This window comes from Serratia sp. 506_PEND (genome assembly GCF_001076875.1).
Lineage (GTDB): Bacteria > Pseudomonadota > Gammaproteobacteria > Enterobacterales > Enterobacteriaceae > Serratia > Serratia marcescens.
In genome coordinates this window covers 1-24,664 of the sequence record NZ_JVEL01000079.1, presented here as the reverse complement: position 1 = coordinate 24,664, position 24,664 = coordinate 1, and the positions used below count along the sequence as shown (strand labels likewise).

Genomic DNA, 24,664 nt, shown 5'->3' with positions numbered 1-24,664 from the left:
GGGTCGGAGGTTCGAATCCTCTCTCGCCGACCACATTCGAAAAACCTGCTTTTAAAGCAGGTTTTTTTTCGTCTGTCGTTTATGAAGATGAGCACCTCCGCAGGAGGAGCCTCGCGAAGCGAGACGAGAAGGCAGGCCCGCGCAGCAATGTGCGGGCTTTTTGCATCCATGAGGGCTGGCATCTTGTGCCTGCCTGTGAGCGTGTTGGTTTTCAGCGACATGACCATCCAGCGCTGTCGTCAGGTTGAGACAAATAATTTATTGATTTTAAAAGATAAAACCGGATTTAGCTTAAGCCGTCGTTTTGAAGCGACATTCTTATAACGGCCGCTGGCATGGAATGCCAGGGAGAGGTATCAGGCAGGAAGGGTGGGGAGGAAGTATAAATTATTTATATTTCAATGCATTGAATTAAATCTCCTATTGGAGATGGGCTCAATCTAAAAGTTGGCACGTCAAATGCAATATCTATAGCGTAGATGCTCATTCCACCTCTTATGTTCGCCTTAGGCTTCATAAACCCTGGGAATGACGCAGAGCCGATTTAGGGTGCCTATCGCCCACGAGAACGATGACTAACCCGTCATCACGCTCAGGGCAAAACGTTGAGTGAGGCACCGCCCCTGTTGTCCTAGACCTGATTGCTTCTTTATACACTTGCCATACGGCAAGTGTTTTTTTTTGCGCTACAGAAAACCCTGGGCAAAAAAAAGCGCGGCATCGGAGCCGCGCTTTTCTCACTTGGGCAGGGCGTTATTCGCCGCCGTTCTGTTTCAGCGTCAACATCAGTCCCTCACGTCGCATCTGCGCCGCTTCATCCGAACGATGCAGTTTTTCCAGCGTATCGGCCAACCAGGCGTAGTCGTAAGCATCCGGGCGCTGTTTCAACGCTTCGCGGAAGGCGTCGGCCGCTTGCTGCCACTCGCCGTGCTTCATCAGCAGTTGCCCCAGCGTGCTGTTTAACAGCGGCGTCGCGCCGTGTTGTTTCATCTGCTGACGCAGCGCTTTCTCAAGCTGCTCGGGGTTGCCGGACTTCAGCCGCGGCAGCAACAGCACCAGGCGCTCGTCGTATTGGCGCTTCAGGCTGTCGAGCACAATCTCCTGCGCCAGCTCGTGGTCGTTGCATTCGATCAGGTGTTCCACCATCGCGATTTGCAGCGGCACCTCGTGACGCGTCTTGCGGCTCTGATCTTTCCACCAGCGCTTCAGGCCTTCACTGCCTTCGTCCGCCATCGCCTGATTCATCAGACCGATGTAAGCCTGCTGCTGCAACGCCTGCAGCTGCTCTTCGCTGTGCAGTTCGATTTTACGCATCGACGGCAGCACTTCCAGCAGCGACGCGTAGGCGCCGGTGCGCAGATAGGCTTGTTCCGCCAGGCGCAGCACTTCCGGATGGCGCGGCGCCTGGTTCAGCAGGCGATCGACGCCGTGGCGCGCGGCGTGGTTCTCGCCCTGCGCCAGCTGGATGCGAACCCGGGTGATATCCACCGGCAGCTGATCGGTGTCGGCGGCTTCGGCGGCGCGTTCCAGATATTGATTGGTACGGAAGTCATCGCCGCGTTGCTGCGCGGCCTCGGCGGCCAGCAGGTAGTTCACCACCGGCTGTTCAGCGTGATCGGCGTTGCGCGTCATCAGCTTCTCAACCTGCTTATAGTCGCCTTCCGCCAGTTTGATCAGCGCGGCTTTGGTTTGCTGGCGCGCGCGGGTGCGCTTGCGGCCGATAAACCAACCGCGCGTGCGGGCGCCGGTACGGAAGATGCGGCGCAGGATCCACTCGATCGCCAGCAGCACCACGAACAGCAGCACCAACATGATCACCAGGCCGGTGACGCTGGTTTCGATATTGTAGTTATCGGTCTGGATCAGCACGTAGCCCTGATGCCCGGCCAACATCGGCCCGAGCACCACGCTGGCGATCACCACCAGGAACAGAAATAGCACGCGTAACATGGCTTAACCCTCCTGGTGAGCGGCAGGGGACTGGGTCATCAGGTTGCGCACCCGGGTCTGCATCACTTTTTCGAGCAGCGGCTGGCTTTTCAGCTGATCCGGCACGTCCATCGAGATCGACTGTTGGCTCAGGTTATCCAGCTCTTCCAGGAAAGCCTTGGTCGCCGGATCGGTGGTGTCGAAATAGGCGCGCACCCAGGTGGAGACGGTTTCCAGCGATTGCTTGTAGGTCTCGTTCTGGTGGCGTGGGATGGCCTGTGCGGCCACCAGCAGGCGCGAACGGATATTTTCGCGCAGGTAGATGTCCTGGTTCGGCGCCAGCAGCGGTTCGGCGCTGGTATCGCGACGGCGGATGGTGATGAAGTCGGCCATGAAATTGCGCCAGCTCTTGGCCAGGTTCTGCCGCCATTCGCCGATCGAGCCGGAGAGCTCGCTGCTGTTTTGATCCATCGGCGCTTCGTCGGTGTCGTTATCGGCCAGGCGCAGGTTATCCACCTGGTTGGACAGCTGATTGACCTTGAGGATGATGCCGTCGTAATCGACCTGGGTCAGCGTAGAAAGCGTGCTGATGTCTTCGGTAATGGCGCGGCGCACGTCGAGCAGGCTAGGATCGTTCATGTCCGCCAGGCTGGCGTCGGCGCTTTTCAGCAACGCGGCGGCGCTGGTCACGTCTTGATCGCTCCACAGCTTGCGGCCGGCCATTTTCACCAGAAAATCGGCCTGCGCCAGCAGCCAGGTTTTGGCGTCGCTGCCGGAGATGGTCGCCACTTTTTCCTGCAGCTCGCTCAGTTGGCGCGCCAGGTTCGCCTGCTCGCGATCGGCGGCGTCCAGGGTTTTACCCTGCTGCTGCAGCAGGCCTTCCAGCGCATTTCTTTCCTGCTGTTGGCTCTGCTTCACGCCTTCAAGCTGCTGCTGCAGCGCCTGATTGGCGGCGATCAGCTGTTGCGCCTGCTTGTGCGTGTGGTAATAGCCGCCCGCGCCGAGGGCGATGACCAGCACGATAGCGATCGCGCCGAGCACCGGGCCGGTATTCTTGCCTTTGCGGCTGGCAGCGGCTGGCTGCTGGGAGCTCTCAACCGCGGTGGTTGGCTCTTCAACCGGGGCGGATGGGGTATTTTGTTCCGTCATAGTGGCACATCCCATAGTCAGATTATTGTAGCGCGCGGATCAGCGCGTCATTATCGGCGTTGTCAGCTACCCGAATCGTACGCCAGCCCAAATCCCGGGCGAGGGTAGCCAGGCGTTCGCTCACTACTACCAGGCGGCAACGCAGCAGCCATGAAGAACGATAGTAATCAGGAACTAAAGTATAGAGCTGTTGTAACATTTCACCGCTGGTCACCACCAGCGTATCCACACCGGCGCGCTGCCAGTGGGCGCTTTGCTCGCTGCCGTCATAGTGCACCGGGCTGCGTTGATAGCATTCATAATAGCTGACGTCGGCGCCGCGCTCGCTCAGCGTCGACCCTAACAGTTCGCGGCCGCCGTTGCCGCGCAAAATCAACGCGCGTTTACCTGCCAGCTTTTGCAGCGCCGGCAGCAGCAGCAGCGTTTCGCTGATCTCGCGTTCGCGCGGGTATTCCACCGGCAAACTGCTGATGCGGTGCAACGCCAGCCCGGTGGTGCGGCCGATGGCGTAATAAGTCAGGTGCGCGGGCCAGCTCAGCCCGGCGCGGCCAATGACCGAATCGGCATAGTTCACCGAATGCTGCGACAGCACGAACACCAGATCGCCGGCGTTCAACTGTTGCAACGCCTGCGGCAGCTGCGGCAGATCGCCGCCGGGGGCGAAGTCGATCAGCGGCGCATGATAGGCAACCCGGCCGAGTGCGCGCAGCCGGCTCACTAACTGCTCTCCCGAGGGCGATGGGCGGGTTACCAGGATCGTCATGCCGGCGGATTTCCCTGATAAACTTCGCGCAGGATCTCGCGCGCGCCGCGCGCCAGCAGCTCTTCCGCCAGCTCAACGCCCATCCGTTCGGCTTCGGCGGCCGGGCCGCGGCGTTCGCCGCGCACCATCTGGCTGCCGTCCGGCGCGCCGACCAGGGCGCGCAGCCACAGGCTGTCGCCATCCAGTTCGGCATAGCTGCCGATCGGCACCTGGCAGCCGCCTTCCAGGCGGGTGTTCATCGCCCGCTCGGCGCGCACGCGGGTTTCGGTGGCCGCATGGTTCAGCGGCGCCAGCAGCGCGCGGGTGACGCTGTCGTCGAGACGGCATTCAATGCCGACCGCACCCTGGCCGACCGCCGGCAGGCACTCTTCGGCGCTCAGCGGGCTGCGGATGCGTTGCTCCAGCCCCAGGCGCTTCAGGCCGGCCACCGCCAGAATAATTGCGTCGTAGTCGCCGTTGTCCAGCTTGGCCAGGCGAGTGCCGACGTTGCCGCGCAGATCGCGCACGATCAGATCCGGGCGGCGTTCGCGCAGCTGGCACTGGCGGCGCAGGCTGGAGGTGCCGACCACGCTGCCCTGCGGCAGCTGATCGAGCGAGGCGAAACGATTGGAAACAAAAGCGTCGCGCGGATCTTCGCGTTCGCAAATGGTGGTCAAACCGAGCCCGGCAGGGAAATCGACCGGCACGTCTTTCATCGAGTGCACGGCGATGTCGGCGCGGCCTTCCAGCAGCGCCAACTCGAGTTCTTTAACAAACAGGCCCTTACCGCCGACTTTCGCCAGCGGCGTATCCAGAATAACGTCGCCGCGCGTCACCATCGGCACCAACTCGACCTGCAGGCCGGGATGGCAGGCCATCAGACGTTGCTGCACATAATGTGCTTGCCAAAGTGCAAGCGGGCTTTGTCGGGTGGCAATTCGAATAATTTTGTCTAACATGCTTGTTACCGTTTTTATATTTCGCCATCCATCCTACCACTGAGAGCCAATACTGTCAGTGCAAGAAGCCGGAGGCGGAAAAAGGACAACGGAATCAAAGGGACGTGTGATGTGCTTTGGGGCAGTTAACACTGCGGGTAAATCGTTTAGGGAAGCGCTACAATAATTGTGAAGCGTTACCTCCTTTACGGTCAATCAGCAAGGTGTTAAATTGATCACGTTTCCAGCAATAAGTCGCCAAATATTCTTCTTACACTAACGGCGCTTATGGAATACGGGTTTTTTTCTAAACACCGGGATAATCAGGCGAGACGTCTTGTACCTCTACATCGAGACATTGAAGCAGAGACTGGATGCGATCAATCAGCTACGCGTCGATCGCGCCCTGGCGGCTATGAAGCCCGCGTTTCAACGGGTATACAGTCTGCTGCCCACCTTACTGCACCACCACCACCCGCTGATGCCGGGTTACCTGAACGGTAACGTTCCCCACGGCATTTGCCTCTACACGCCTGATGAAACTCAACAAGAATACCTGAACGATTTAGAAGACAAATGGGGCAGCCCGTTTGACAAACCGGCCAGCGGCGAGCTGCCGATCACCGGCGTCTACTCGATGGGCAGCACCTCGTCTATCGGCCAAAGCTGCAGCTCGGATCTCGACATCTGGGTCTGCCACCAGTCCTGGCTGGACAACGAAGAACGCACCCGCCTGCAGCAAAAATGCAGCCTGCTTGAGAAGTGGGCCGCCTCGATGGGGGTGGAAGTCAGCTTCTTCCTGATCGATGAAAACCGTTTCCGCCATAATGAAAGCGGCAGCCTGGGCGGCGAAGATTGCGGCTCGACGCAGCACATCCTGTTGCTCGACGAATTCTATCGCACCGCGGTGCGCCTGGCCGGCAAACGCATCCTGTGGAACATGGTGCCGGGCGAAGAAGAAGCGCACTACGATGAATACGTGCTGTCGCTGTACGCGCAGGGCGCGCTGACGCCGAACGAGTGGCTGGATCTCGGCGGCCTGAGTTCGCTGTCGGCGGAAGAGTACTTTGGCGCCAGCCTGTGGCAGCTGTACAAGAGCATCGATTCGCCTTACAAGGCGGTGCTGAAGACCCTGCTGCTGGAAGCCTATTCCTGGGAATACCCCAATACCCAACTGCTGGCGACGGACATCAAACACCGGCTGCATCAGGGCGAGATCGTCAGCTTCGGGCTCGACGCCTACTGCATGATGCTTGAGCGCGTGACCCGCTACCTGACCGACATCAACGACACCACCCGCCTCGATCTGGCCCGCCGCTGTTTTTACCTGAAAGTATGTGAAAAGCTGTCGCTGGCCAAGGCCTGCGTCGGCTGGCGGCGCGAGATCCTCAGCCAGCTGGTCAGCGAGTGGGGCTGGAGCGAAGAGCGTCTGGCGATGCTGGACAACCGCGCCAACTGGAAAATCGAGCGGGTGCGCGAAGCGCATAACGAACTGCTCGACGCGATGATGCAGAGCTACCGCAACCTGATCCGTTTCGCTCGCCGCAACAACCTCAGCGTCAGCGCCAGCCCGCAGGATATCGGCGTGCTGACCCGCAAACTGTATGCGGCGTTCGAAGCGCTGCCCGGCAAGGTGACGCTGGTGAACCCGCAGATTTCACCGGACCTGTCGGAAAACGATTTAACCTTTATTCACGTGCCGGTTGGCCGCGCCAACCGCACCGGCTGGTACCTGTACAATCAGGCGCCGGCCATGGATTCGATCGTCAGCCATCAGCCGCTGGAATATAACCGCTATCTGAACAAGCTGGTGGCCTGGGCCTATTTCAACGGCCTGCTGACGCCGCAGACCCGCCTGCACATCAAGAGCGGCAACCTGTGCGATACCGCCAAGCTGCAGGAGCTGGTGGCCGACGTTTCCCATCACTTCCCGCTGCGCCTGCCGGCGCCGACGCCGAAAGCGCTGTACAGCCCGTGCGAGATTCGCCATCTGGCGATTATCGTCAATCTGGAAAACGATCCGACCGCCGCCTTCCGCAATCAGGTGGTGCACTTCGATTTCCGCAAGCTGGACGTGTTCAGCTTCGGCCAGCAGCAGCAGTGTCTGGTGGGCAGCATCGATCTGCTGTACCGCAACTCCTGGAACGAGGTGCGCACCCTGCATTTCAGCGGTGAGCAGTCGGTGCTGGAAGCGCTGAAAACCATTCTCGGCAAAATGCATCAGGACGCCGCGCCGCCGGAATCGGTGGAAGTGTTCTGCTACAGCCAGCACCTACGCGGCCTGATCCGCACCCGTATCCAGCAGCTGGTGTCGGAGTGCATCGAGCTGCGCCTGTCCAGTACCCGTTTGGAACCCGGCCGCTTCAAGGCGGTGCGCGTCGCCGGGCAGACCTGGGGGCTGTTCTTCGAGCGCTTGAGCGTATCGGTGCAAAAGCTGGAGAATGCGGTGGAGTTTTACGGCGCCATCTCCAACAACAAGCTGCACGGCCTGTCTATCAAGGTGGAAACCGATCAGGTGCATCTGCCGCCGGTGGTGGATGGCTTCGCCAGCGAGGGGATCATCCAGTTCTTCTTCGAAGACACCTCAGACGATAAGGGCTTCAACATCTATATTCTGGATGAGTCGAATCGGGTCGAGGTGTATCACCATTGCGAGGGCAGTAAAGAGGAGCTGGTGCGCGACGTCAGCCGCTTCTACTCCTCGTCGCACGATCGCTTCACCTACGGCTCCAGCTTCATCAACTTCAATCTGCCGCAGTTCTATCAGATTGTGCAGCTCGACGGGCGCACGCAGGTGATCCCGTTCCGCAGCAACGTGCTGTCCAGCCTGTGCGTGACGGTGGCCGACGGCGCCGCTCAGCCGCTGAAGCAGCAGTTCCAGCTGCATTGACGCCGCAAGGGCTCGGTTGCCGAGCCCGCTTAGCTTCAGGAAAAATGCAGTTCCTCGCCGGCCTGCGCGCTGGCCGCTTCGCTGAGCAGCTGATAAAACGGCTGCCCGCTGCGATCGCATAGCCAAACGCCGTCGCGGTAGTTGAAGTGGTAACCGCCGGCCTTGGTGGCGAGCCACACCTGGTGCAGCGGCTCTTGGCGGTTGATGACGATTTTGGTGCCGTTTTCGAAGCTCAGCGTCATCACGCCGCCATTGGTTTCGTAATCGATGTCCGCATCGCCGTCAAAATCGTCCAGTGTCTCTTCAATATTCAGCATCAGCTGGTCGGCCAACTGGTGAAACTCGCTGTCGTTCATATTCAATTCCTATTGCTTTTCATGATCCACCTGCGATTATAGAGACCTTGGACGCATGAATTACAGGCATTAATGCAAATGAAAAAACAACTACGCTATGCGCTGATGGCAGTTCTGGTTACCGGCCTCGCCGGCTGTGGTCTGAAAGGCCCGCTTTACTTCCCGCCTGCCGATCCCGCCAGCCAGAAACCGGCCAAGCCGCCGGTGCAAACGGGCGATCAGGTGCAAAAGAACCAGCAGGAGCAGTCTGGCTCTCAGCAAAAACCGTCGATGGTTGACCAGTAACACCCTGTTTGCGGTGGCGAGCGCTGCCGTAAAATCAAGACGGATAGCGCGTCCAGATAGCGGAGTATGATATGCAGTTCTCCAAAATGCACGGTCTGGGCAACGACTTTATGGTGGTCGATGCCGTTACACAGAATGTCTATTTTTCACCTGAGCTGATCCGCCGGCTGGCCGATCGGCACCTGGGCGTCGGCTTTGACCAGATGCTGGTGGTAGAACCGCCTTACGATCCCGAACTGGATTTTCACTACCGAATTTTTAACGCCGACGGCAGCGAAGTGGCGCAGTGCGGCAACGGCGCGCGTTGCTTCGCGCGTTTCGTGCGGCTGAAAGGGCTGACCAACAAACGTGACATCCGCGTCAGCACCCAAACCGGGCGCATGGTGCTCAGCGTCACCGACGACGATCTGGTGTGCGTCAACATGGGTGAGCCGAATTTCGACCCGCAGGCGGTGCCGTTCCGCGCCGCCAAGGCTGAAAAGACCTACATCATGCGCGCGGCGGAACATACCGTGTTGTGCGGCGTGGTGTCGATGGGCAACCCGCATTGTGTTTTGCAGGTGGACGACGTAAAAACCGCCAAGGTGGAGCTGCTCGGGCCGGTGCTGGAAGGGCATGAACGCTTCCCGGAACGGGCCAACATCGGCTTTATGCAGGTGGTCAGCCGCGATCACATCAAGCTGCGCGTTTATGAGCGCGGCGCCGGTGAAACGCAGGCCTGCGGCAGCGGCGCCTGTGCGGCGGTGGCGGTGGGGATCCAACAGGAATTGCTGTCAGAAGAAGTGCATGTAGAACTGCCGGGCGGCAGCCTGCATATTCGCTGGAAAGGGCCGGGCAACCCGCTGTTTATGACCGGTCCGGCAACCCATGTCTATGACGGATTTATTCATCTATGAAAAGCGTAGAAGAACAGAGCGTCGCCGGCCTGGCGCTGGATGACGACACCGTGATGCAGTACCTGCTGCAGAACCCGGATTTCTTTATTCGCAACGCGCGCCAGGTTGAGCAGATGCGCGTGCCGCACCCGGTGCGCGGCACCGTTTCGCTGGTGGAATGGCATCTGGCCCGCCAGCGCAATCACATCGAACGGCTGGAAGAAGAGATCACGCTGCTGATGGAGCAGGCCAGCGCCAACGAAGGGCTGTTCGCCCGGTTGCTGCACCTGCAGGCCGATCTGGCCACCGCGGACAGCTTGCAGGACATGCTCAACCGGCTGCAGCGCTGGGCGCGCGGCTTCGGTTTGGCCGGCGCCACGGTGCGCCTGTTCGCTGAGCGCTGGAATATCGGCGCGCCTTCCGATTTCACCCATCTGGCGCTGACGCGTTCGGCGTTCGAGCCGTTCCGCATCCAGCGGCTGGGCAGCGAACAACACTACCTCGGCGGCCTGAACGGCCCCGAACTGCTGCTGCTGTTGCCGCAGGCCAAACAGATCGGCCAGATTGGTTCGGTGGCGCTGTCGATGCTGGGCGACGACGGCGAGCTGGGCATGGTGATCTTCAGCAGCCGCGATACGCAACACTATCAGCAGGGCATGGGCACGGTGATGCTCAATCAACTGGCGCGCATGCTGCCGGAACTGCTGGAACGCTGGATCGAACGCGCATGACGCCGATTGCGCCCAGCCTGCAGCAGCCGGTGGACGCTTTTCTGCGTTATCTCAAGGTAGAACGGCAACTTAGCCCGCTGACGCAGCTCAGCTATTCACGCCAGCTGGCGGCGCTGATGCGCCTGGCGCAGGAGATCGGCGTCACCGACTGGGCGGCGCTGGACGCCGCCCGGGTGCGCATGCTGGCGGCGCGCAGCAAACGCGCCGGCTTGCAGTCCGCCAGCCTGGCGCTGCGGCTCTCTTCGTTGCGCAGTTTCCTCGACTGGCTGGTCAGCCAGGGCGTGCTGCACGCCAACCCGGCCAAAGGCATCCGCACGCCGCGCAGCGGTCGCCATCTGCCGAAAAATATCGACGTCGATGAAATGAACCAGCTGCTGGAGATCGATCTCAACGATCCGCTGGCGGTGCGGGATCGCGCCATGCTGGAGGTGATGTACGGCGCCGGCCTGCGTCTCTCCGAGCTGGTGGGGCTGGATTGCCGCCATGTCGATATGGCGGCCGGCGAGGTGTGGGTGATGGGGAAGGGCAGCAAAGAGCGTAAACTGCCGATCGGGCGCACCGCCGTCACCTGGCTGGAACACTGGCTGGCGATGCGCGATCTGTTCGGGCCGGAAGATGACGCGATGTTCCTGTCCAATCAGGGGCGGCGCATCTCGACGCGCAACGTGCAAAAGCGCTTCGCCGAATGGGGCGTGAAGCAGGGCGTCAACAGCCATATTCACCCGCACAAACTGCGTCACTCCTTCGCCACCCACATGCTGGAGTCGAGCGGCGATCTGCGTGCGGTGCAGGAGCTGCTCGGCCATGCCAACCTGACCACCACGCAAATTTATACCCACCTCGACTTTCAACATCTGGCGAACGTGTACGATGCCGCGCATCCGCGCGCCAAACGGGGGAAATCCTGATGCATTTTTATCGCCCGCTGCGCCCGCTGGCGGCGCTGACTTTCGATCTGGACGACACGCTGTATGACAACCGTCCGGTGATCCGGCAAACCGAACAGCAGTCGGTGGCCTTCCTGCAGAGCTACCATCCCGGCCTGAACAGCTTCCAGTCGGCGGATTTCCACCGCCTGCGCCAGGAGCTGCGCGAGCAGGATCCGGAGATCTACCACGATGTCACCCAGTGGCGCTGGCGCGCCATTCATCTGGCGCTGAGCCGGCAGGGGCTGCGCGACGCCGAAGCGGCGATCGGGGCCGATGCGGCGATGCAAAACTTCGCGCTGTGGCGCAGCCGCATCGAGGTGCCGGAAGCGACCCACGCCACGTTGAAGGCGCTGGCCGCGCGCTACCCGCTGGTGGCGATCACCAACGGCAACGCCGATCCGGCGCAGTGCGGCCTGGACGGTTACTTCCAGTTCGTGTTGCGTTCCGGGCCGGACGGGCGCGCCAAGCCATACCAAGACATGTATCACCTGGCCGTCGAACGGCTGGGCGTGGCGCCCGAGCAGATCCTGCACGTGGGCGACGATCTGACTACCGACGTCGCCGGCGCGCTGCGCGCGGGGCTGCAGGCGTGTTGGATCAACGATCGGCAACGCTGCCTGATGCAGGCTGCCGACAGCCGCCTGCTGCCGCATATTGAGATTTCGCAGTTGGCATCGCTGACAGCATTGTTATAATCCCTGCCAGAACTCTGTATAAATTTCCAGTGAAAAACCCGTCACCGGCGGGTTTTCCCTTAACCATTAGTGGTGCCTATGGACGTCTCCGATCTGCTCGACAGCCTGAATGAAAAACAACGTGAAGCCGTGGCGGCGCCGCGCAGCAACCTGTTGGTTCTGGCCGGAGCGGGCAGCGGCAAGACGCGGGTGCTGGTGCATCGCATCGCCTGGCTGCTGTCGGTGGAGAACTGCTCGCCGTATTCGATCATGGCGGTGACCTTCACCAACAAGGCGGCGGCGGAAATGCGTCACCGTATCGAACATCTGATCGGCACCAGCCAGGGCGGCATGTGGATCGGCACCTTCCATGGCCTGGCGCATCGTCTGTTGCGCGCCCACCACCTGGAGGCCAACCTGCCGCAGGATTTCCAGATCCTCGACAGCGACGACCAACTGCGGCTGCTCAAGCGCATCATCAAGGCGCTGAACGTCGACGAGAAGCAGTGGCCGCCGCGTCAGGCGATGTGGTACATCAACGGCAAGAAAGATGAGGGCCTGCGCCCGCAGCACGTCGAAACCTACAACAACCCGGTGGAGGCCACCTGGCTGCGCATCTACCAGGCCTATCAGGAAGCCTGCGATCGCGCGGGGCTGGTGGATTTCGCCGAGCTGCTGCTGCGCGCGCACGAGCTGTGGCTGAACAAGCCGCATATCCTCAACCACTACCGCGAGCGTTTCACCAACGTGCTGGTGGACGAATTCCAGGATACCAACAGCATCCAGTACGCCTGGATCCGTCTGCTGGCGGGCGGCAACAGCAACGTGATGATCGTCGGCGACGATGACCAGTCGATCTACGGCTGGCGCGGCGCGCAGGTGGAAAACATCCAGCGCTTCCTGAAGGATTTCCCCGGCGCGGAAACCATCCGCCTGGAGCAGAACTACCGTTCCACCAGCAACATCCTGAAAGCGGCCAACACCCTGATCGCCAACAACGACGGGCGCATGGGCAAAAACCTGTGGACCGAAGGCGGCGAAGGCGAGCCGATTTCCCTCTACTGCGCCTTCAACGAACTCGACGAAGCGCGCTTCGTGGTCAACCGCATCAAGACCTGGCAAGACAACGGCGGCGCGCTGAACGACTGCGCCATCTTGTACCGCAGCAACGCCCAGTCGCGCGTGCTGGAAGAGGCGCTGCTGCAGACGGCGATGCCGTACCGCATCTACGGCGGCCAACGCTTCTTCGAACGTCAGGAAATCAAGGATGCGCTGGCTTACCTGCGCCTGATCTCCAACCGCAACGACGACGCGGCCTTCGAGCGCGTGGTCAACACCCCGACGCGCGGCATCGGCGATCGCACCCTCGACGTGGTGCGCCAGGCGGCGCGCGATCGCCAACTGACGTTGTGGCAGGCTACGCGCGAACTGATGCAGGACAAGGTTCTGGCCGGCCGCGCCGCGTCGGCGCTGCAGCGCTTCATCGAGCTGGTGGAGTCGCTGGCTCATGAAACCGCCGATATGCCGCTGCACGTGCAGACCGACCGGGTGATCCGCGATTCCGGGTTGTTCATCATGTATGAGCAGGAAAAGGGCGAAAAGGGGCAGGCGCGTATCGAAAACCTTGAGGAACTGGTGACGGCGACGCGTCAGTTCAGCTATCAGGAAGAAGATCAGGATCTGATGCCGCTGCAGGCGTTCCTGTCGCATGCGGCGCTGGAAGCGGGCGAAGGCCAGGCCGACGCCTATCAGGATGCGGTGCAGCTGATGACCCTGCACTCGGCCAAAGGGCTGGAGTTCCCGCTGGTGTTTATCGTCGGCATGGAAGAAGGCATGTTCCCGAGCCAGATGTCGCTGGATGAAGGCGGCCGTCTGGAGGAGGAGCGCCGTCTGGCCTATGTGGGCGTAACGCGCGCCATGCAGAAGCTGACGCTGACCTACGCCGAAACGCGCCGTCTGTACGGCAAAGAGGTTTACCATCGGCCGTCGCGCTTTATCGGCGAACTGCCGGAGGAGTGCGTGGAAGAAGTGCGCCTGCGCGCCAGCGTATCGCGCCCGGTCAATCACCGCCGCATGGGCACGCCGATCAGCGAGAACGACACCGGATACAAGCTGGGTCAGCGCGTGCGCCATCCCAAGTTTGGCGAAGGCACCATCGTCAATCTGGAAGGCAGCGGCGAGCACAGCCGGCTGCAGATCGCCTTCCCGGGCGAAGGCATCAAGTGGCTGGTGGCGGCCTACGCTCGGCTGGAAACGGTATAAAGAGAGGGGCGATTTGCAGGAGTTTCAGCCCCTGCAATCGTTCATCATCAGTGAGGGTAGCGATCGCCGACCTGCGCGGTGGCATACCAGCGCATCACCGCTTCGGTGCCTTCGCCGCCTTCCTGCGGCGCCCACGGCATGCAGTCTTCTTCGGTCAGCGCCTGATACGGACCCCGCTTCACTTCGAACACCACGCCGCCGGCATCGACCGACAGCACCGCATGCCAGGTAAATGCCGGCATCTCCAGCACTTTGGTTTCTTCGCCGAGCAGGGTGCGCTGCGTCACGACGCCGTCATCGTTGAACTGCAGCACGACAAAACGGCCGCGCAGCGGCGTCAGCAGCTCCCAGGTTTGCGGGTGGCGGTGCGGGCGGATATAGGTGCCGGGTTCCATGGCGATCGCCAGGCGTTGCACCGGGTCGCTCAGCTCTTCGTGTAAGGTGCGGTGCGCGCGCAGGCGGGGCACGCTGGCGGCCTGTTCGCTCATCGCGGTCAGTTCATGGGCGGTAATCTGTTTCATCGTTTAAATCCGCATGCTTGTCGTACCATTAGGGTGATGTCATCTTAGCAACATTCTTGGTGGCGGTAAGCGATCGCCGCGACTTTTTCAGTACGGTTTAAGCGCCATTTCTGCCATTGATCATCGTGATGATTTGTTGCGCAATTATCCCGCCTAACGTGTTGACAGGCTTTTTCTTCTCGGCGTAACATGCGCGCACTATTATCATTGAGGACAGACGCCTTGGACACACCCAGTAGATACTGGCTCACTGACCTGCGCCGCAGGTATAACTTCTAAGGCTCTCCGTTTTTGCTGATAGCCTTCGTGGTTGTCGGCGACCCCGCAAAGCGTCGCTATGAGTCAGATCTCTTCATGGTCTGAAACAATCGGTGATACGCATCCCCTCTGTTTCTGTGCTTCAACGCGTTGTCCGCACCCGTTACCTTCACGGAGTTTTGGCACATGCTGAGCGCTTTTAAATTAGATAACCGCCGCTTGTCCCGTCTGGAACTGGACGACTCGGATGATCTCACGTCATCGCTGTGGGTTGATCTGGTCGAGCCGGAAGAGGGCGAGCGTGAGCGCGTGCAGAATGAGCTGGGACAAAGCCTGGCGACGCGTCCCGAACTGGACGACATCGAAGCCTCCGCCCGTTTCTTCGAAGACGAAGACGGTCTGCATATCCACTCCTTCTTCTACTTCGAAGATGCGGAAGATCACGCCGGCAACTCCACGGTGGCCTTCACCATCCGCGACGGCCGCCTGTATACCCTGCGTGAGCGTGAACTGCCGGCGTTTCGCCTGTACCGCATGCGCGCCCGCAACCAGACCATGCTCGAAGGCAACGCCTACGAACTGCTGCTGGATTTGTTCGAAACCAAGATTGAACAGCTGGCGGACGAGATAGAGAACATCTACAGCGATCTGGAACAGCTCAGCCGGGTGATCATGGAAGGGCATCAGGGCGACGAATACGACGCCGCGCTGTCGACGCTGGCGGAGCTGGAAGATATCGGCTGGAAGGTGCGTTTGTGTCTGATGGATACCCAGCGCGCGCTCAACTTCCTGGTGCGCAAGGCGCGTTTGCCGACCGGCCAACTGGAGCAGGCGCGTGAAGTGCTGCGCGACATCGAATCCCTGCTGCCGCACAACGAATCGCTGTTCCAGAAGGTGAACTTCCTGATGCAGGCGGCGATGGGCTTCATCAATATCGAACAGAACCGCATCATCAAGATCTTCTCGGTGGTGTCGGTGGTGTTCCTGCCGCCTACGCTGGTGGCCTCCAGCTACGGCATGAACTTTGAATTCATGCCGGAACTGAAATGGTCGTTCGGCTACCCGGGCGCCATCACCTTGATGATCCTGGCGGGCCTGGCCCCTTACCTGTACTTCAAGCGCAAGAACTGGCTGTAACCCGGCGGCGCCGGGCTCAGCGCAGCTTGCGCTGGGTATAGAGCGCGTCGAGGGTGAACAGGATCAGCGCCGCCCAGATAAAGCCGAAGGTCACCAGTTTGTCCTGGCCGATGGTCTCGCCGTAGAAGGTGACCGCCAGCAGGAACATCAGCGTCGGGCCGAGATACTGGAAGAAACCGAGCGTCGACAGGCGCAGCCGGGTAGCCGCCGCGGTGAAGCACAGCAGCGGCACGGTGGTGACGATGCCGGCGGCGACCAGTAGCAGATTCAGCGACCACGGGTTGGCGCTCAGGTGGCTGGTGGGGCTGTCGGCGAACAGGAACAGGTAGCCCGCCGCCACTGGCAGCAGCCACAGCGTTTCAATCAGCATGCCGGTCTGCGCGTCGATGGCGATTTTTTTGCGCAGCAGGCCGTAGAAGGCGAAGCTGAACGCCAATCCCAGACCGATGATCGGCAACGAACCGAACTGCCAGAGCTGCACCAGCACCCCGGTGAACGCCAGCGCCACCGCCACCCACTGCATGCGGCGGAAACGTTCGCCGAGAAACAGCATCCCCAGCAGCACGTTAACCAGCGGGTTGATGAAGTAGCCCAGGCTGGCTTCCAGCATATGGTGATTGTTCACCGCCCAGATGAACAGCAGCCAGTTGCCGCCGATCAACAGCGCGGTGACCGCCAGCAACAGCAGCCGTTTGCGGTTTTGGCAGGCGGCGCGCACTTTCGGCCAGTTGCGGCCCAGCGTGATCAGCGCCAGCATGAAGAAAAACGACCAGATGATCCGGTGGGTGAGGATCTCGTCCGCGGACACTTGCTGGATCAGTTTGAAATAGGCCGGGGCGATGCCCCACATAAAATAGGCGGCCAGGGCGAAGAAAATGCCCTGACGCGTTTGCTTTGCGTCCATGACGTCACTCTGGTGGGGAACGTAAGATGCGGTGAGTGTACTGAAGTCGCTCACCGCACACAATCATCAGCCGACCAGATAGGTGGCGGTGGCGGTCGCGATATGCAGGCCGTCGTGGTTATGCAGTTCTACGCGCGCGACGGCGACCTTGTTGCCGCTGCGCAGCACGCTGGCGGAGGCGACGAAGTGTTCGCCGCGGCCGGGGCGCAGATAGTCGACGCGCAGATCGATGGTGCCCATGCGCGACAGTTTGGCGGCGATCTCTTCTTCGATCAGCGGTTCCAGGCGCGTCAGCACGCCGCCGGCGCAAGCCAGCCCGGCGGCGACGTCCAGCACCGCGGCGATCACGCCGCCGTGCAGAATTTCCTGTGCGGCGTTGCCCACCAGCTTGCGCTGGTTGGTGAAGCTCAGTTCGACGTAGTCATCGTCGAAGCGGCGCAGCTCCAGGCCAAGCTCGCGGTTGAACGGCATGTGGTAGACAAAAATTTCGCCGATCTTGCGGCGGGCGGCTTCCAGGGTCAGTGGTGTGGTCGACATAGCGGGTTTCCGTTTTTCTTTTGCGTTTTAAGGGAGCTAACTGGTCAGTCCAGGTTAATGGAATGTTGATTTTATGCTTAACCTTTGTTGCTTTCCAGACTATTCCAATAAAACCGGACTGCGCTGCGGTAAAGCCTCCTTTGTGTGTAAAATGGCCTGATTTTTTCCGGGCTTGCCCTTTTTCGTTGGAGTGAGGAGAGGTTATGCGCATTTTGTCAGGGATCGTTTCCGCCACGCTGCTGATGCCGGCGCTGGCATTGGCTGAGGAAGCCAAAGAGCAGCAGATTCACGATAGGCCGGCGGTGCGCGGCAGCATTATCGCCAACCTGCTGCAGGAGCACGATAATCCGTTCACGCTGTATCCTTACGATCCCAATTACCTGTTGTACACCGACACCAGCGATATCAACAAAGAAGCCATCAAGACGTACAACTGGGCCGACAAGGCGCGCAAGGACGAGGTGAAATACCAGCTTAGCCTGGCGTTTCCGCTGTGGCGGGGCATTGCCGGCGACAATTCGGTGCTCGGCGCGTCTTATACTCAGCGCTCCTGGTGGCAATTGTCCAACCGCGGCGAGTCTTCGCCGTTCCGCGAGACCAACTACGAGCCGCAACTGTTCGTGGGGTGGGCGACCGATTACCGCTTTGCCGGTTGGACGCTGCGCGATGTTGAAATCGGCGTTAACCATCAGTCTAACGGCCGCTCGGACCCGACGTCGCGCAGCTGGAATCGCGGTTATGCGCGGCTGATGGCGCAAAACGGCAATTGGCAGGTGGATCTCAAGCCCTGGTTCCGTTTCTCGGAGAGCTCGAGCAACGACGACAACCCGGACATCACCAAATACATGGGATACTACCGGTTGAAGGTCGGTTACGCCTGGGGCGACAGCGTGTTCAGCGTCGACAGCCACTACAACTGGAACAGCGGCTACGGCGGCGCGGAACTGGGCTGGAGCTACCCGATCACCCGCAACGTGCGATTCTATACCCAGGTGTTCAGCGGCTACGGCGAATCGCTGATCGACTACAACTTCCGGCAGACACGGGTGGGCGTTGGTGTCATGCTGAACGATATTATGTAATCATACCCGGTGGGTGTGTACCGATGAAAAAATGGGGAAGTGTGTGTCAACCGCAGCAGTGATTAACAGAGAGTTGCTGGCCGAGCAGGTATTGCGCGATACCTTCGGCTACCAGCAATTCCGTCCGGGCCAACAAACGATTATCAATGCCGCGATCGGCGGGCAGGATTGCCTGGTGGTGATGCCGACCGGCGGCGGCAAGTCGTTGTGCTATCAAATCCCGGCGCTGGTGATGGACGGCCTGACCCTGGTGGTTTCCCCGCTTATCTCGCTGATGAAGGACCAGGTCGACCAACTGTTGGCCTACGGCGTTTCCGCCGCCTGCTACAACTCGACGCAAACCCGCGAGGAGCAGTTGGACGTCATGGCCGGCTGCCGCAACGGCACCATCAAGATGCTGTACATCGCGCCGGAACGGCTGATGATGGAAAGCTTCCTCAACCTGCTCGATCACTGCCCGCCGGCGATGCTGGCGGTGGATGAGGCGCACTGCATCTCGCAGTGGGGCCATGACTTCCGGCCGGAATATCGCGCGCTGGGCCAGCTGAAACAGCGCTTCCCGGCGATGCCGGTGATCGCGTTGACCGCCACCGCCGACGAAGCCACGCGCGGCGATATCGTGCGCCTGCTGTCGCTGCAGGATCCGCTGGTGCAGGTCAGCAGCTTCGACCGGCCGAACATCCGCTACACGCTGGTGGAAAAATTCAAACCGCTCGATCAGCTGTGGCGCTTCGTGCAGGATCAGCGCGGCAAGAGCGGCATTATCTATTGCAACAGCCGCGCCAAGGTGGAAGACACCGCCGCGCGCCTGCAAAGCCGCGGGCTGAGCGTCGGCGCCTACCACGCCGGGCTGGACAACGAGCGCCGCGCCCAGGTGCAGGAAGCGTTCCAGCGTGACGATCTGCAGGTGGTGGTGGCCACCGTCGCCTTCGGCATGGGCATCAACAAACCCAACGTGCGCTTCGTGGTGCATTTCGACATCCCGCGCAATATCGAATCCTATTATCAGGAGACCGGCCGCGCCGGGCGCGACGGCCTGCCGGCCGAAGCCATCCTGCTGTACGATCCGGCCGACATGGCCTGGCTGCGCCGCTGTCTGGAGGAAAAACCCGCCGGGCAACAGCTGGACATCGAGCGCCACAAGCTGAACGCCATGGGGGCGTTCGCCGAGGCGCAAACCTGCCGCCGCCTGGTGTTGCTCAACTACTTCGGCGAAGGCAAGCACGAGAACTGCGGCAACTGCGATATCTGCCTCGATCCGCCCAAGCGCTACGACGGGCTGGAGGACGCGCGCAAGGCGCTGTCCTGCGTGTACCGCGTCGGCCAGCGCTTTGGCCTCGGGTACATCGTGGAAGTGCTGCGCGGCTCCAACAACCAGCGCATTCGCGAATACGGTCACGACAAGCTGCCGGTGTACGGCATCGGCCGCGATCAGACCACCGAACACTGGACCAGCGTGCTGCGTCAGCTGATCCACCTGGGCTTTATCACCCAGAACATCGCCATGCACTCAGCGCTGCAATTGACCGAGGCGGCGCGTCCGGTGTTGCGCGGCGAGGTGGCGCTGCAGCTGGCGGTGCCGCGTATTCAGAGCCTGAAGTCGCGCAGCAGCGCCAACCAGAAATCCTACGGCGGCAATTACGATCGCAAGCTGTTCGCCAAGCTGCGCAAACTGCGCAAATCGATCGCCGACGAAGAAAACATTCCGCCTTACGTGGTGTTCAACGACGCCACGCTGCTGGAAATGGCCGAACAGATGCCGATCAAGGCCGGCGATCTGCTGAGCGTCAACGGCGTCGGCCAGCGCAAACTGGAGCGTTTCGGCGCGCCCTTTATGGCGATGATCCGCGACCATCTCGACAATGACGAAGACTGAGGGCGATATATCATGCTGATGCTGTTTCTCACCGTGGCGCTGGTGCATCTGATTGCGCTGATGAGCCCGGGGCCGGACTTCTTTTTCGTGTCGCAAACCGCCGCCAGCCGCTCGCGCCGCGAGGCGATGATGGGCGTGGTCGGCATTTCGCTCGGCATCGTGGTATGGGCCGGCGTGGCGTTGATGGGGCTGCATCTGATCCTGCAGAAGATGGCCTGGTTGCATCAGATCATCATGGTTGGCGGCGGCATTTACCTGTGCTGGATGGGGTGGCAACTGCTGCGTTCCGCGCGGGCGCAGCAAGCGCAGCCGGCGGCGGAGGCCCAGGTGGCGTTGCCGAAGGCCGGGCGCAGCTTTATTCGCGGCTTCCTGACCAATTTGTCCAACCCGAAAGCGGTGATCTATTTCGGCAGCGTGTTCTCGCTGTTCGTCGGCGACAGCGTCGGCGCCGGAGCGCGCTGGGGGCTGTTTTTGCTGATCGTCGCCGAGACCTTCGTCTGGTTCAGCCTGGTGGCGGTGGTGTTTGCGCTGCCGGCGATGCGCCGCGGCTATCAGCGGTTGGCCAAGTGGATAGACGGGGTGGCGGGCGTGCTGTTTACCGGCTTCGGGTTACATCTGATATTTACCCGCTAACCGCAGTGAAATGCCCAAGGCCGAGCAGCGATGCCCGGCCTTTTTTGTCAGGCTTTGCGGGCGGTCGCCAGCAGCCCCGCCACCAGAATGAACAGCGAACCGAACAGTCGGTTGAGCAGCTGCATCTGGCGCGGCGTTCTCAGCCAGCCGGCGATGCGCGTCGCCAGGGTGGCGTAACCGATCATCACCAGAATATCCACCACCACGGTGGTGACGCCGAGCACCAGATACTGCTCGGCCTGGGGCTGATTGGGCAAGATGAACTGCGGGAACAGCGCGGCGAGGAACACGATGCTTTTCGGGTTGGTCAGGTTGACCAGCACCGCGCGGCGGAACAGACGGCGGCGCGGCATGCTGCCCGCCAGCGCATGCAGATCCAGCGCCCCGGCGGCGCGCCATTGCTGGATGCCGAGCCACACCAGGTAGGCGGCGCCCAGCCATTTCAGCAGCTCGAACGCCAGCAGCGATTGCGATATCAGCGCGCCGAGGCCGATGCCCACCAGCACGATGTGCGCGCTCAACCCGACCTGCAGCCCGGCGATCGACGCGGCGGCGCCGCGATAGCCGTGGCTGATGCCGGTGCTCATGGTATTGATGGCGCCTGAACCGGGGGAGAGGCTCAGGATAAGCGTGGTCAGCAGATAGGTTAACCACCAGTCCAAGGTCATGGTGCTTCGGCTCCCTGAAAGTGTCGTTTTGTGCCACAATGCGCCGAGGCGGCGCCGTTTTTGTAAGAATTGAATCACAATACGCTAGTATGATTTCTTGTGCCAGCGGTCACATTTTCCGCCGGCCCCACAGGGAAAACGCTCTCGATGACCTCGTTCACTCTCAGCTCCGATGACTGGTTAACGCGTGAAACGCAGTTCGCTGCCTTCGCCACCGGGCCGCTGCTGGATTTCTGGCGGCAGCGCGAAGAAGGCGAATTCAGCGGCGTGGACGGCGTGCCGATCCGCTTTGTGCGCTTCAGTTCCGCGCGGCATCAGCGCGTGGTGGTGGTCAGCCCCGGCCGCATCGAAAGCTATGTGAAATACCCCGAGGTGGCCTACGATCTGTTCCACTGCGGCTACGACGTGGTGATCGTCGATCATCGCGGCCAGGGGCGTTCCGGGCGTTTACTGGCGGATACGCACCGCGGTCATGTGGTAAACTTCGCCGACTACGTGGACGATTTCGAGCAGCTGTGGCTGCGCGAGGTCGAATCGCGCGGTTATCGGCAGCGCTTCGCGCTGGCGCATTCGATGGGCGGCGCGATCCTGGCGCAGTTCCTGCAGCGCCGGCCGCAGGCGTTCGACGCGGCGGCGTTTTGCGCGCCGATGTTCGGCATCCGGTTGCCGATGCCGGGTTGGCTGGCCGATCGTATTCTCGACTGGGCGGAGACCCGCCCGGCGATCCGCGATTATTACGCGGTGGGCACCGGCCAGTGGCGTCCGTTGCCCTATGTGGTCAACGTGTTGACCCATAGCCGCGAGCGTTATCGTCGCAGCCTGCGCTATTATGCCGATTACCCCGAGCTGCAGGTGGGCGGGCCGACCTACCATTGGGTGCGGGAGAGCATCCGCGCCGGCCGGCAGATTATCGCGCAGGCCGGGGAGATCACCACGCCGCTGTTGCTTTTGCAGGCCGGTGAAGAACGGGTAGTCGACAACCGTTCGCACCAGGCTTTTTGTCAGGCTCTGTCAGACGCGGGGCGCCCTTGCGAAGGGGGGCTCCCGTGGGTTATCAACGGCGCACGCCATGAGATCCTGTTCGAGCGGGACGCGCTGCGCGCCGAAGCACTGAACGCAATTCTGCGCTTCTTTGCTCAACACTTAGGCGGCGCGCTGCCGCCGACAACTCCATCAGAGGTTAGAACATAACGCTATGTATCACGTCGTCGCTTCCGATTTAGATGGCACGCTGCTGTCTCCCGACCATACCCTGTCGCCGTACGCTAAAGAAACGCTGAAGTTGCTGACTCAGCGCGGCGTGCATTTCGTGTTCGCTACCGGCCGCCACCATATCGACGTGGCGCAGATCCGCGACAGCCTGGAGATCAGCGCCTTTATGATCACTTCCAACGGCGCACGGGTGCACAACACCGCCGGCGAACTGATTTTCAGCCACAACCTGGACGGAGATATCGCCCGCGATCTGTACGGCATGCTGCACGACGATCCGGATATCACCACCAACGTCTACCGTAACGACGATTGGTTTACCAACCGCGAAAGCCCGGAGCAGGAAGAGTTCTTCCAGGAGTCGGTGTTCAAATATCAGCTGTTTGAGCCGGGCCTGCTGGAAACTGACGGCGTCTGCAAGGTTTACTTCACCTGTGAAGATCACGAGCGGTTGCTGCAGGTGGAAGACGCCATCAACGCGCGCTGGGGCGATCGGGTCAACGTCAGCTTCTCGTTCCCGACCTGCCTGGAAGTGATGGCGGGCGGCGTGTCGAAAGGGCATGCGCTGGAAGAAGTGGCCAAGATCATCGGCTATACGCTGCAAGAGTGCATCGCCTTCGGCGACGGCATGAACGATCTGGAGATGTTGTCGATGGCCGGCAAGGGCTGCATCATGCGCGACGCGCATCAGCGCCTGAAGGACATGCTGCCGGAGCTGGAAGTGATCGGCTCCAACGTCGATAACGCGGTGCCGCACTACCTGCGCAAGATGTTCCTCTGAAATAACCTTTAAATAATAAGGGCGCCTTGCGGCGCCCTTGGCATTACTTGTGCTGGCCCTGCTTCTGCAGGAACTGCACGCCCTTGTCCGGGAAGTCGGTGAACACGCCGTCGACGCCGGCCTGGTTGTAAATCACGTCATACAGCTGGTTTACGTCGGTCACGTACTTCGGCAGCGCATCGGCGCGGATGGTGAACGGATGCACCGCCAGCTTGCTGGCGTGCGCTTCTTTCACCATGTCGGTCAGCACGATGTGGCCCGGCTTGGATTGATCCGCCACCACCAGCATGTGGTAGTCCGGCCCGATGCCGTCGGCATACTGAGCGATTTTCTTCATCGCGCCCGGTTTGAACATCCAGTCGTAGTCGTATTCCACCCACTTGCCGTCGGCTTTCTGCTCGTAGGTTTCCTGCCAGTCGTTATAGGCGATCAGCTGCACCAGCTTCAGATCCATGCCCAGCTTCGGCTCCAGCTCGTTCTTGATGCGTTTGAGCTCGTTGGCGTCGAAGCACTGCAGGTAGACGTTGTCGTTCTTGCCGGTGTAGCCGTACTGCTTGAGCACCGCCAGCACTTTGCTGGAGATGTCTTTGCCTTCCTGTTTGTGGAACCACGGCGCCTTGATTTCAGGGTAGATGCCGATGTTCTTGCCGGTCGAATGGTTCAGACCCTGCACGAACTCGATCTCCTCCTGGAAGGTGTGCACGCGGAAGTCGGATTTGCCCATCGGGAAGCGGCCAGGATAGCCCTGCACCTTCTTGCCGTTTTCGATTTCAAAGCCTTCGGTGAACTTCAGCGATTTGATCTCCGCCAGCGTAAAGTCGATGGCGTAATAACGGCCGTCTTTACGCGCGCGGTCCGGGAAGCGTTCGGCGACGTCGGTGACGCGATCGAGGTAATGGTCGTGCAGCACCACCAGCTCGTTGTCCTTGGTCATCACCAGATCTTGTTCGAGATAATCGGCGCCCTGCGCGTAGGCCATCGCCTTCGCCGGCAGGGTGTGTTCCGGCAGGTAGCCGCTGGCGCCGCGGTGGGCGATCACCACTTTGTCCGCCGCCTGCGCGGCGCTGACCATTGAGGTGGCGAGAATGATCCCTGTCAGCAGGGCTTTGACTTGAGTCCGCATTCCGTTTTCTCCATGTTGTTGGGGGCAGGGTAGTAAAAAGGCCGCAGGGCGGCCTTTAAATCATGCAAAAGTCGTGTGACGCTTAGCCGCGTTTGCCGGCTGCGATTTCCGCGTGGTGTTTCTTCTCGTTCAGCATGGTCAGCAGCAGCAGGATAACCGCCAGCACGCCGCC

At 60.9% G+C, this 24,664-nt stretch carries 24 protein-coding genes; 14 read left to right on the top strand and 10 right to left on the bottom strand.

What is annotated here, in order from left to right; all coding sequences use genetic code 11:
* Positions 1–324, top strand: a 324-nt coding sequence (locus ADK28_RS32015; protein WP_161802685.1) for a hypothetical protein, incomplete at its 5' end; no start/stop codon positions are given.
* Between the two features lie 429 nt (positions 325–753).
* Here ADK28_RS32015 and hemY read toward each other — a convergent pair.
* Genes hemY through hemC form a run of 4 tightly spaced genes read right to left on the bottom strand, consistent with a single transcriptional unit; the run spans position 754 to position 4,779 of the window.
* On the bottom strand, positions 754–1,950 hold the full coding sequence (gene hemY, locus ADK28_RS02670) for a protoheme IX biogenesis protein HemY (protein WP_004934228.1): 1,197 nt from the start codon (positions 1,948–1,950) through the stop codon (positions 754–756).
* 3 nt (positions 1,951–1,953) lie between these two features.
* Positions 1,954–3,078, bottom strand: a complete 1,125-nt coding sequence (gene hemX, locus ADK28_RS02665) for a uroporphyrinogen-III C-methyltransferase (RefSeq protein WP_015376260.1) — start codon at positions 3,076–3,078, stop codon at positions 1,954–1,956.
* A gap of 22 nt (positions 3,079–3,100) precedes the next feature.
* The gene (gene hemD, locus ADK28_RS02660) at positions 3,101–3,841 is read right to left on the bottom strand and encodes a uroporphyrinogen-III synthase (RefSeq protein ID WP_033639013.1); all 741 of its coding nucleotides are present in this window, start codon (positions 3,839–3,841) and stop codon (positions 3,101–3,103) included.
* Positions 3,838–4,779 carry a hydroxymethylbilane synthase gene (gene hemC / locus ADK28_RS02655; protein WP_004934233.1) on the bottom strand — a complete coding sequence of 314 codons (942 nt, stop codon included), beginning with the start codon at positions 4,777–4,779 and terminating at the stop codon, positions 3,838–3,840. Before hemC ends, hemD begins: the two co-directional genes overlap by 4 nt.
* Positions 4,780–5,095: 316 nt before the next feature.
* Between hemC and ADK28_RS02650 the strand changes: the two genes are divergently transcribed.
* Complete coding sequence (locus ADK28_RS02650) at positions 5,096–7,648, top strand: class I adenylate cyclase (protein ID WP_004934235.1); 2,553 nt, start codon at positions 5,096–5,098, stop codon at positions 7,646–7,648.
* Positions 7,649–7,683: 35 nt separating this feature from the next.
* Here the strand turns inward: ADK28_RS02650 and cyaY are convergent, their stop codons facing one another.
* On the bottom strand, positions 7,684–8,004 hold the full coding sequence (gene cyaY, locus ADK28_RS02645; RefSeq protein WP_004934237.1) for an iron donor protein CyaY: 321 nt from the start codon (positions 8,002–8,004) through the stop codon (positions 7,684–7,686).
* 78 nt (positions 8,005–8,082) lie between these two features.
* Here cyaY and lptM point away from each other — a divergent pair, with 78 nt between their 5' ends.
* The 6 genes from lptM (at position 8,083) to uvrD (ending at position 13,760) form a co-directional block, all read left to right on the top strand.
* Positions 8,083–8,289 carry an LPS translocon maturation chaperone LptM gene (gene lptM, locus ADK28_RS02640; protein WP_004934241.1) on the top strand — a complete coding sequence of 69 codons (207 nt, stop codon included), beginning with the start codon at positions 8,083–8,085 and terminating at the stop codon, positions 8,287–8,289.
* A 71-nt stretch (positions 8,290–8,360) separates the two neighbouring features.
* Positions 8,361–9,185, top strand: coding sequence for a diaminopimelate epimerase (gene dapF / locus ADK28_RS02635; RefSeq protein ID WP_004934244.1), 825 nt, complete (start codon positions 8,361–8,363; stop codon positions 9,183–9,185).
* Entirely contained in the window at positions 9,182–9,895 is a 714-nt protein-coding gene (locus ADK28_RS02630) for a DUF484 domain-containing protein (protein WP_004934247.1), read from the top strand. Before dapF ends, ADK28_RS02630 begins: the two co-directional genes overlap by 4 nt.
* On the top strand, positions 9,892–10,803 hold the full coding sequence (xerC, locus tag ADK28_RS02625; protein ID WP_016929495.1) for a tyrosine recombinase XerC: 912 nt from the start codon (positions 9,892–9,894) through the stop codon (positions 10,801–10,803). Before ADK28_RS02630 ends, xerC begins: the two co-directional genes overlap by 4 nt.
* Entirely contained in the window at positions 10,803–11,519 is a 717-nt protein-coding gene (yigB, locus tag ADK28_RS02620; RefSeq protein WP_016929494.1) for a 5-amino-6-(5-phospho-D-ribitylamino)uracil phosphatase YigB, read from the top strand. Before xerC ends, yigB begins: the two co-directional genes overlap by 1 nt.
* A 78-nt stretch (positions 11,520–11,597) precedes the next feature.
* Positions 11,598–13,760 carry a DNA helicase II gene (gene uvrD, locus ADK28_RS02615; RefSeq protein WP_025304874.1) on the top strand — a complete coding sequence of 721 codons (2,163 nt, stop codon included), beginning with the start codon at positions 11,598–11,600 and terminating at the stop codon, positions 13,758–13,760.
* Between the two features lie 47 nt (positions 13,761–13,807).
* Here uvrD and ADK28_RS02610 read toward each other — a convergent pair whose 3' ends face one another.
* Positions 13,808–14,281 (bottom strand): WbuC family cupin fold metalloprotein, encoded by a 474-nt coding sequence (locus ADK28_RS02610; RefSeq protein WP_016929492.1) that lies wholly within the window; start codon positions 14,279–14,281, stop codon positions 13,808–13,810.
* A 444-nt stretch (positions 14,282–14,725) separates the two neighbouring features.
* On the opposite strand from ADK28_RS02610, the gene corA reads away from it, so the two are divergent.
* Positions 14,726–15,676, top strand: coding sequence for a magnesium/cobalt transporter CorA (gene corA / locus ADK28_RS02605; protein ID WP_004934262.1), 951 nt, complete (start codon positions 14,726–14,728; stop codon positions 15,674–15,676).
* A 16-nt stretch (positions 15,677–15,692) separates the two neighbouring features.
* Here corA and rarD read toward each other — a convergent pair whose 3' ends face one another.
* Positions 15,693–16,580 (bottom strand): EamA family transporter RarD, encoded by an 888-nt coding sequence (gene rarD / locus ADK28_RS02600; RefSeq protein ID WP_048326579.1) that lies wholly within the window; start codon positions 16,578–16,580, stop codon positions 15,693–15,695.
* Between the two features lie 66 nt (positions 16,581–16,646).
* The gene (locus ADK28_RS02595) at positions 16,647–17,117 is read right to left on the bottom strand and encodes a thioesterase family protein (RefSeq protein WP_016929489.1); all 471 of its coding nucleotides are present in this window, start codon (positions 17,115–17,117) and stop codon (positions 16,647–16,649) included.
* A gap of 203 nt (positions 17,118–17,320) precedes the next feature.
* Between ADK28_RS02595 and pldA the strand changes: the two genes are divergently transcribed.
* Genes pldA through rhtC form a run of 3 tightly spaced genes read left to right on the top strand, consistent with a single transcriptional unit; the run spans position 17,321 to position 20,708 of the window.
* Positions 17,321–18,199 (top strand): phospholipase A, encoded by an 879-nt coding sequence (pldA, locus tag ADK28_RS02590; RefSeq protein ID WP_016929488.1) that lies wholly within the window; start codon positions 17,321–17,323, stop codon positions 18,197–18,199.
* Between the two features lie 43 nt (positions 18,200–18,242).
* On the top strand, positions 18,243–20,075 hold the full coding sequence (gene recQ / locus ADK28_RS02585; protein WP_028127631.1) for an ATP-dependent DNA helicase RecQ: 1,833 nt from the start codon (positions 18,243–18,245) through the stop codon (positions 20,073–20,075).
* 12 nt (positions 20,076–20,087) lie between these two features.
* The gene (gene rhtC, locus ADK28_RS02580; protein WP_016929486.1) at positions 20,088–20,708 is read left to right on the top strand and encodes a threonine export protein RhtC; all 621 of its coding nucleotides are present in this window, start codon (positions 20,088–20,090) and stop codon (positions 20,706–20,708) included.
* Positions 20,709–20,755: 47 nt separating this feature from the next.
* Here rhtC and rhtB read toward each other — a convergent pair whose 3' ends face one another.
* Positions 20,756–21,376 carry a homoserine/homoserine lactone efflux protein gene (rhtB, locus tag ADK28_RS02575; RefSeq protein ID WP_004934282.1) on the bottom strand — a complete coding sequence of 207 codons (621 nt, stop codon included), beginning with the start codon at positions 21,374–21,376 and terminating at the stop codon, positions 20,756–20,758.
* 147 nt (positions 21,377–21,523) lie between these two features.
* On the opposite strand from rhtB, the gene pldB reads away from it, so the two are divergent.
* Both pldB and yigL read left to right on the top strand, forming a co-directional pair.
* Entirely contained in the window at positions 21,524–22,567 is a 1,044-nt protein-coding gene (pldB, locus tag ADK28_RS02570; RefSeq protein ID WP_033639011.1) for a lysophospholipase L2, read from the top strand.
* 4 nt (positions 22,568–22,571) lie between these two features.
* Complete coding sequence (gene yigL / locus ADK28_RS02565; protein ID WP_004934290.1) at positions 22,572–23,369, top strand: sugar/pyridoxal phosphate phosphatase YigL; 798 nt, start codon at positions 22,572–22,574, stop codon at positions 23,367–23,369.
* Positions 23,370–23,412: 43 nt separating this feature from the next.
* On the opposite strand, the gene glpQ is transcribed toward yigL, so the two are convergent.
* Complete coding sequence (gene glpQ, locus ADK28_RS02560; RefSeq protein ID WP_015376272.1) at positions 23,413–24,492, bottom strand: glycerophosphodiester phosphodiesterase; 1,080 nt, start codon at positions 24,490–24,492, stop codon at positions 23,413–23,415.
* Between the last annotated feature and the right edge of the window lie 172 nt (positions 24,493–24,664).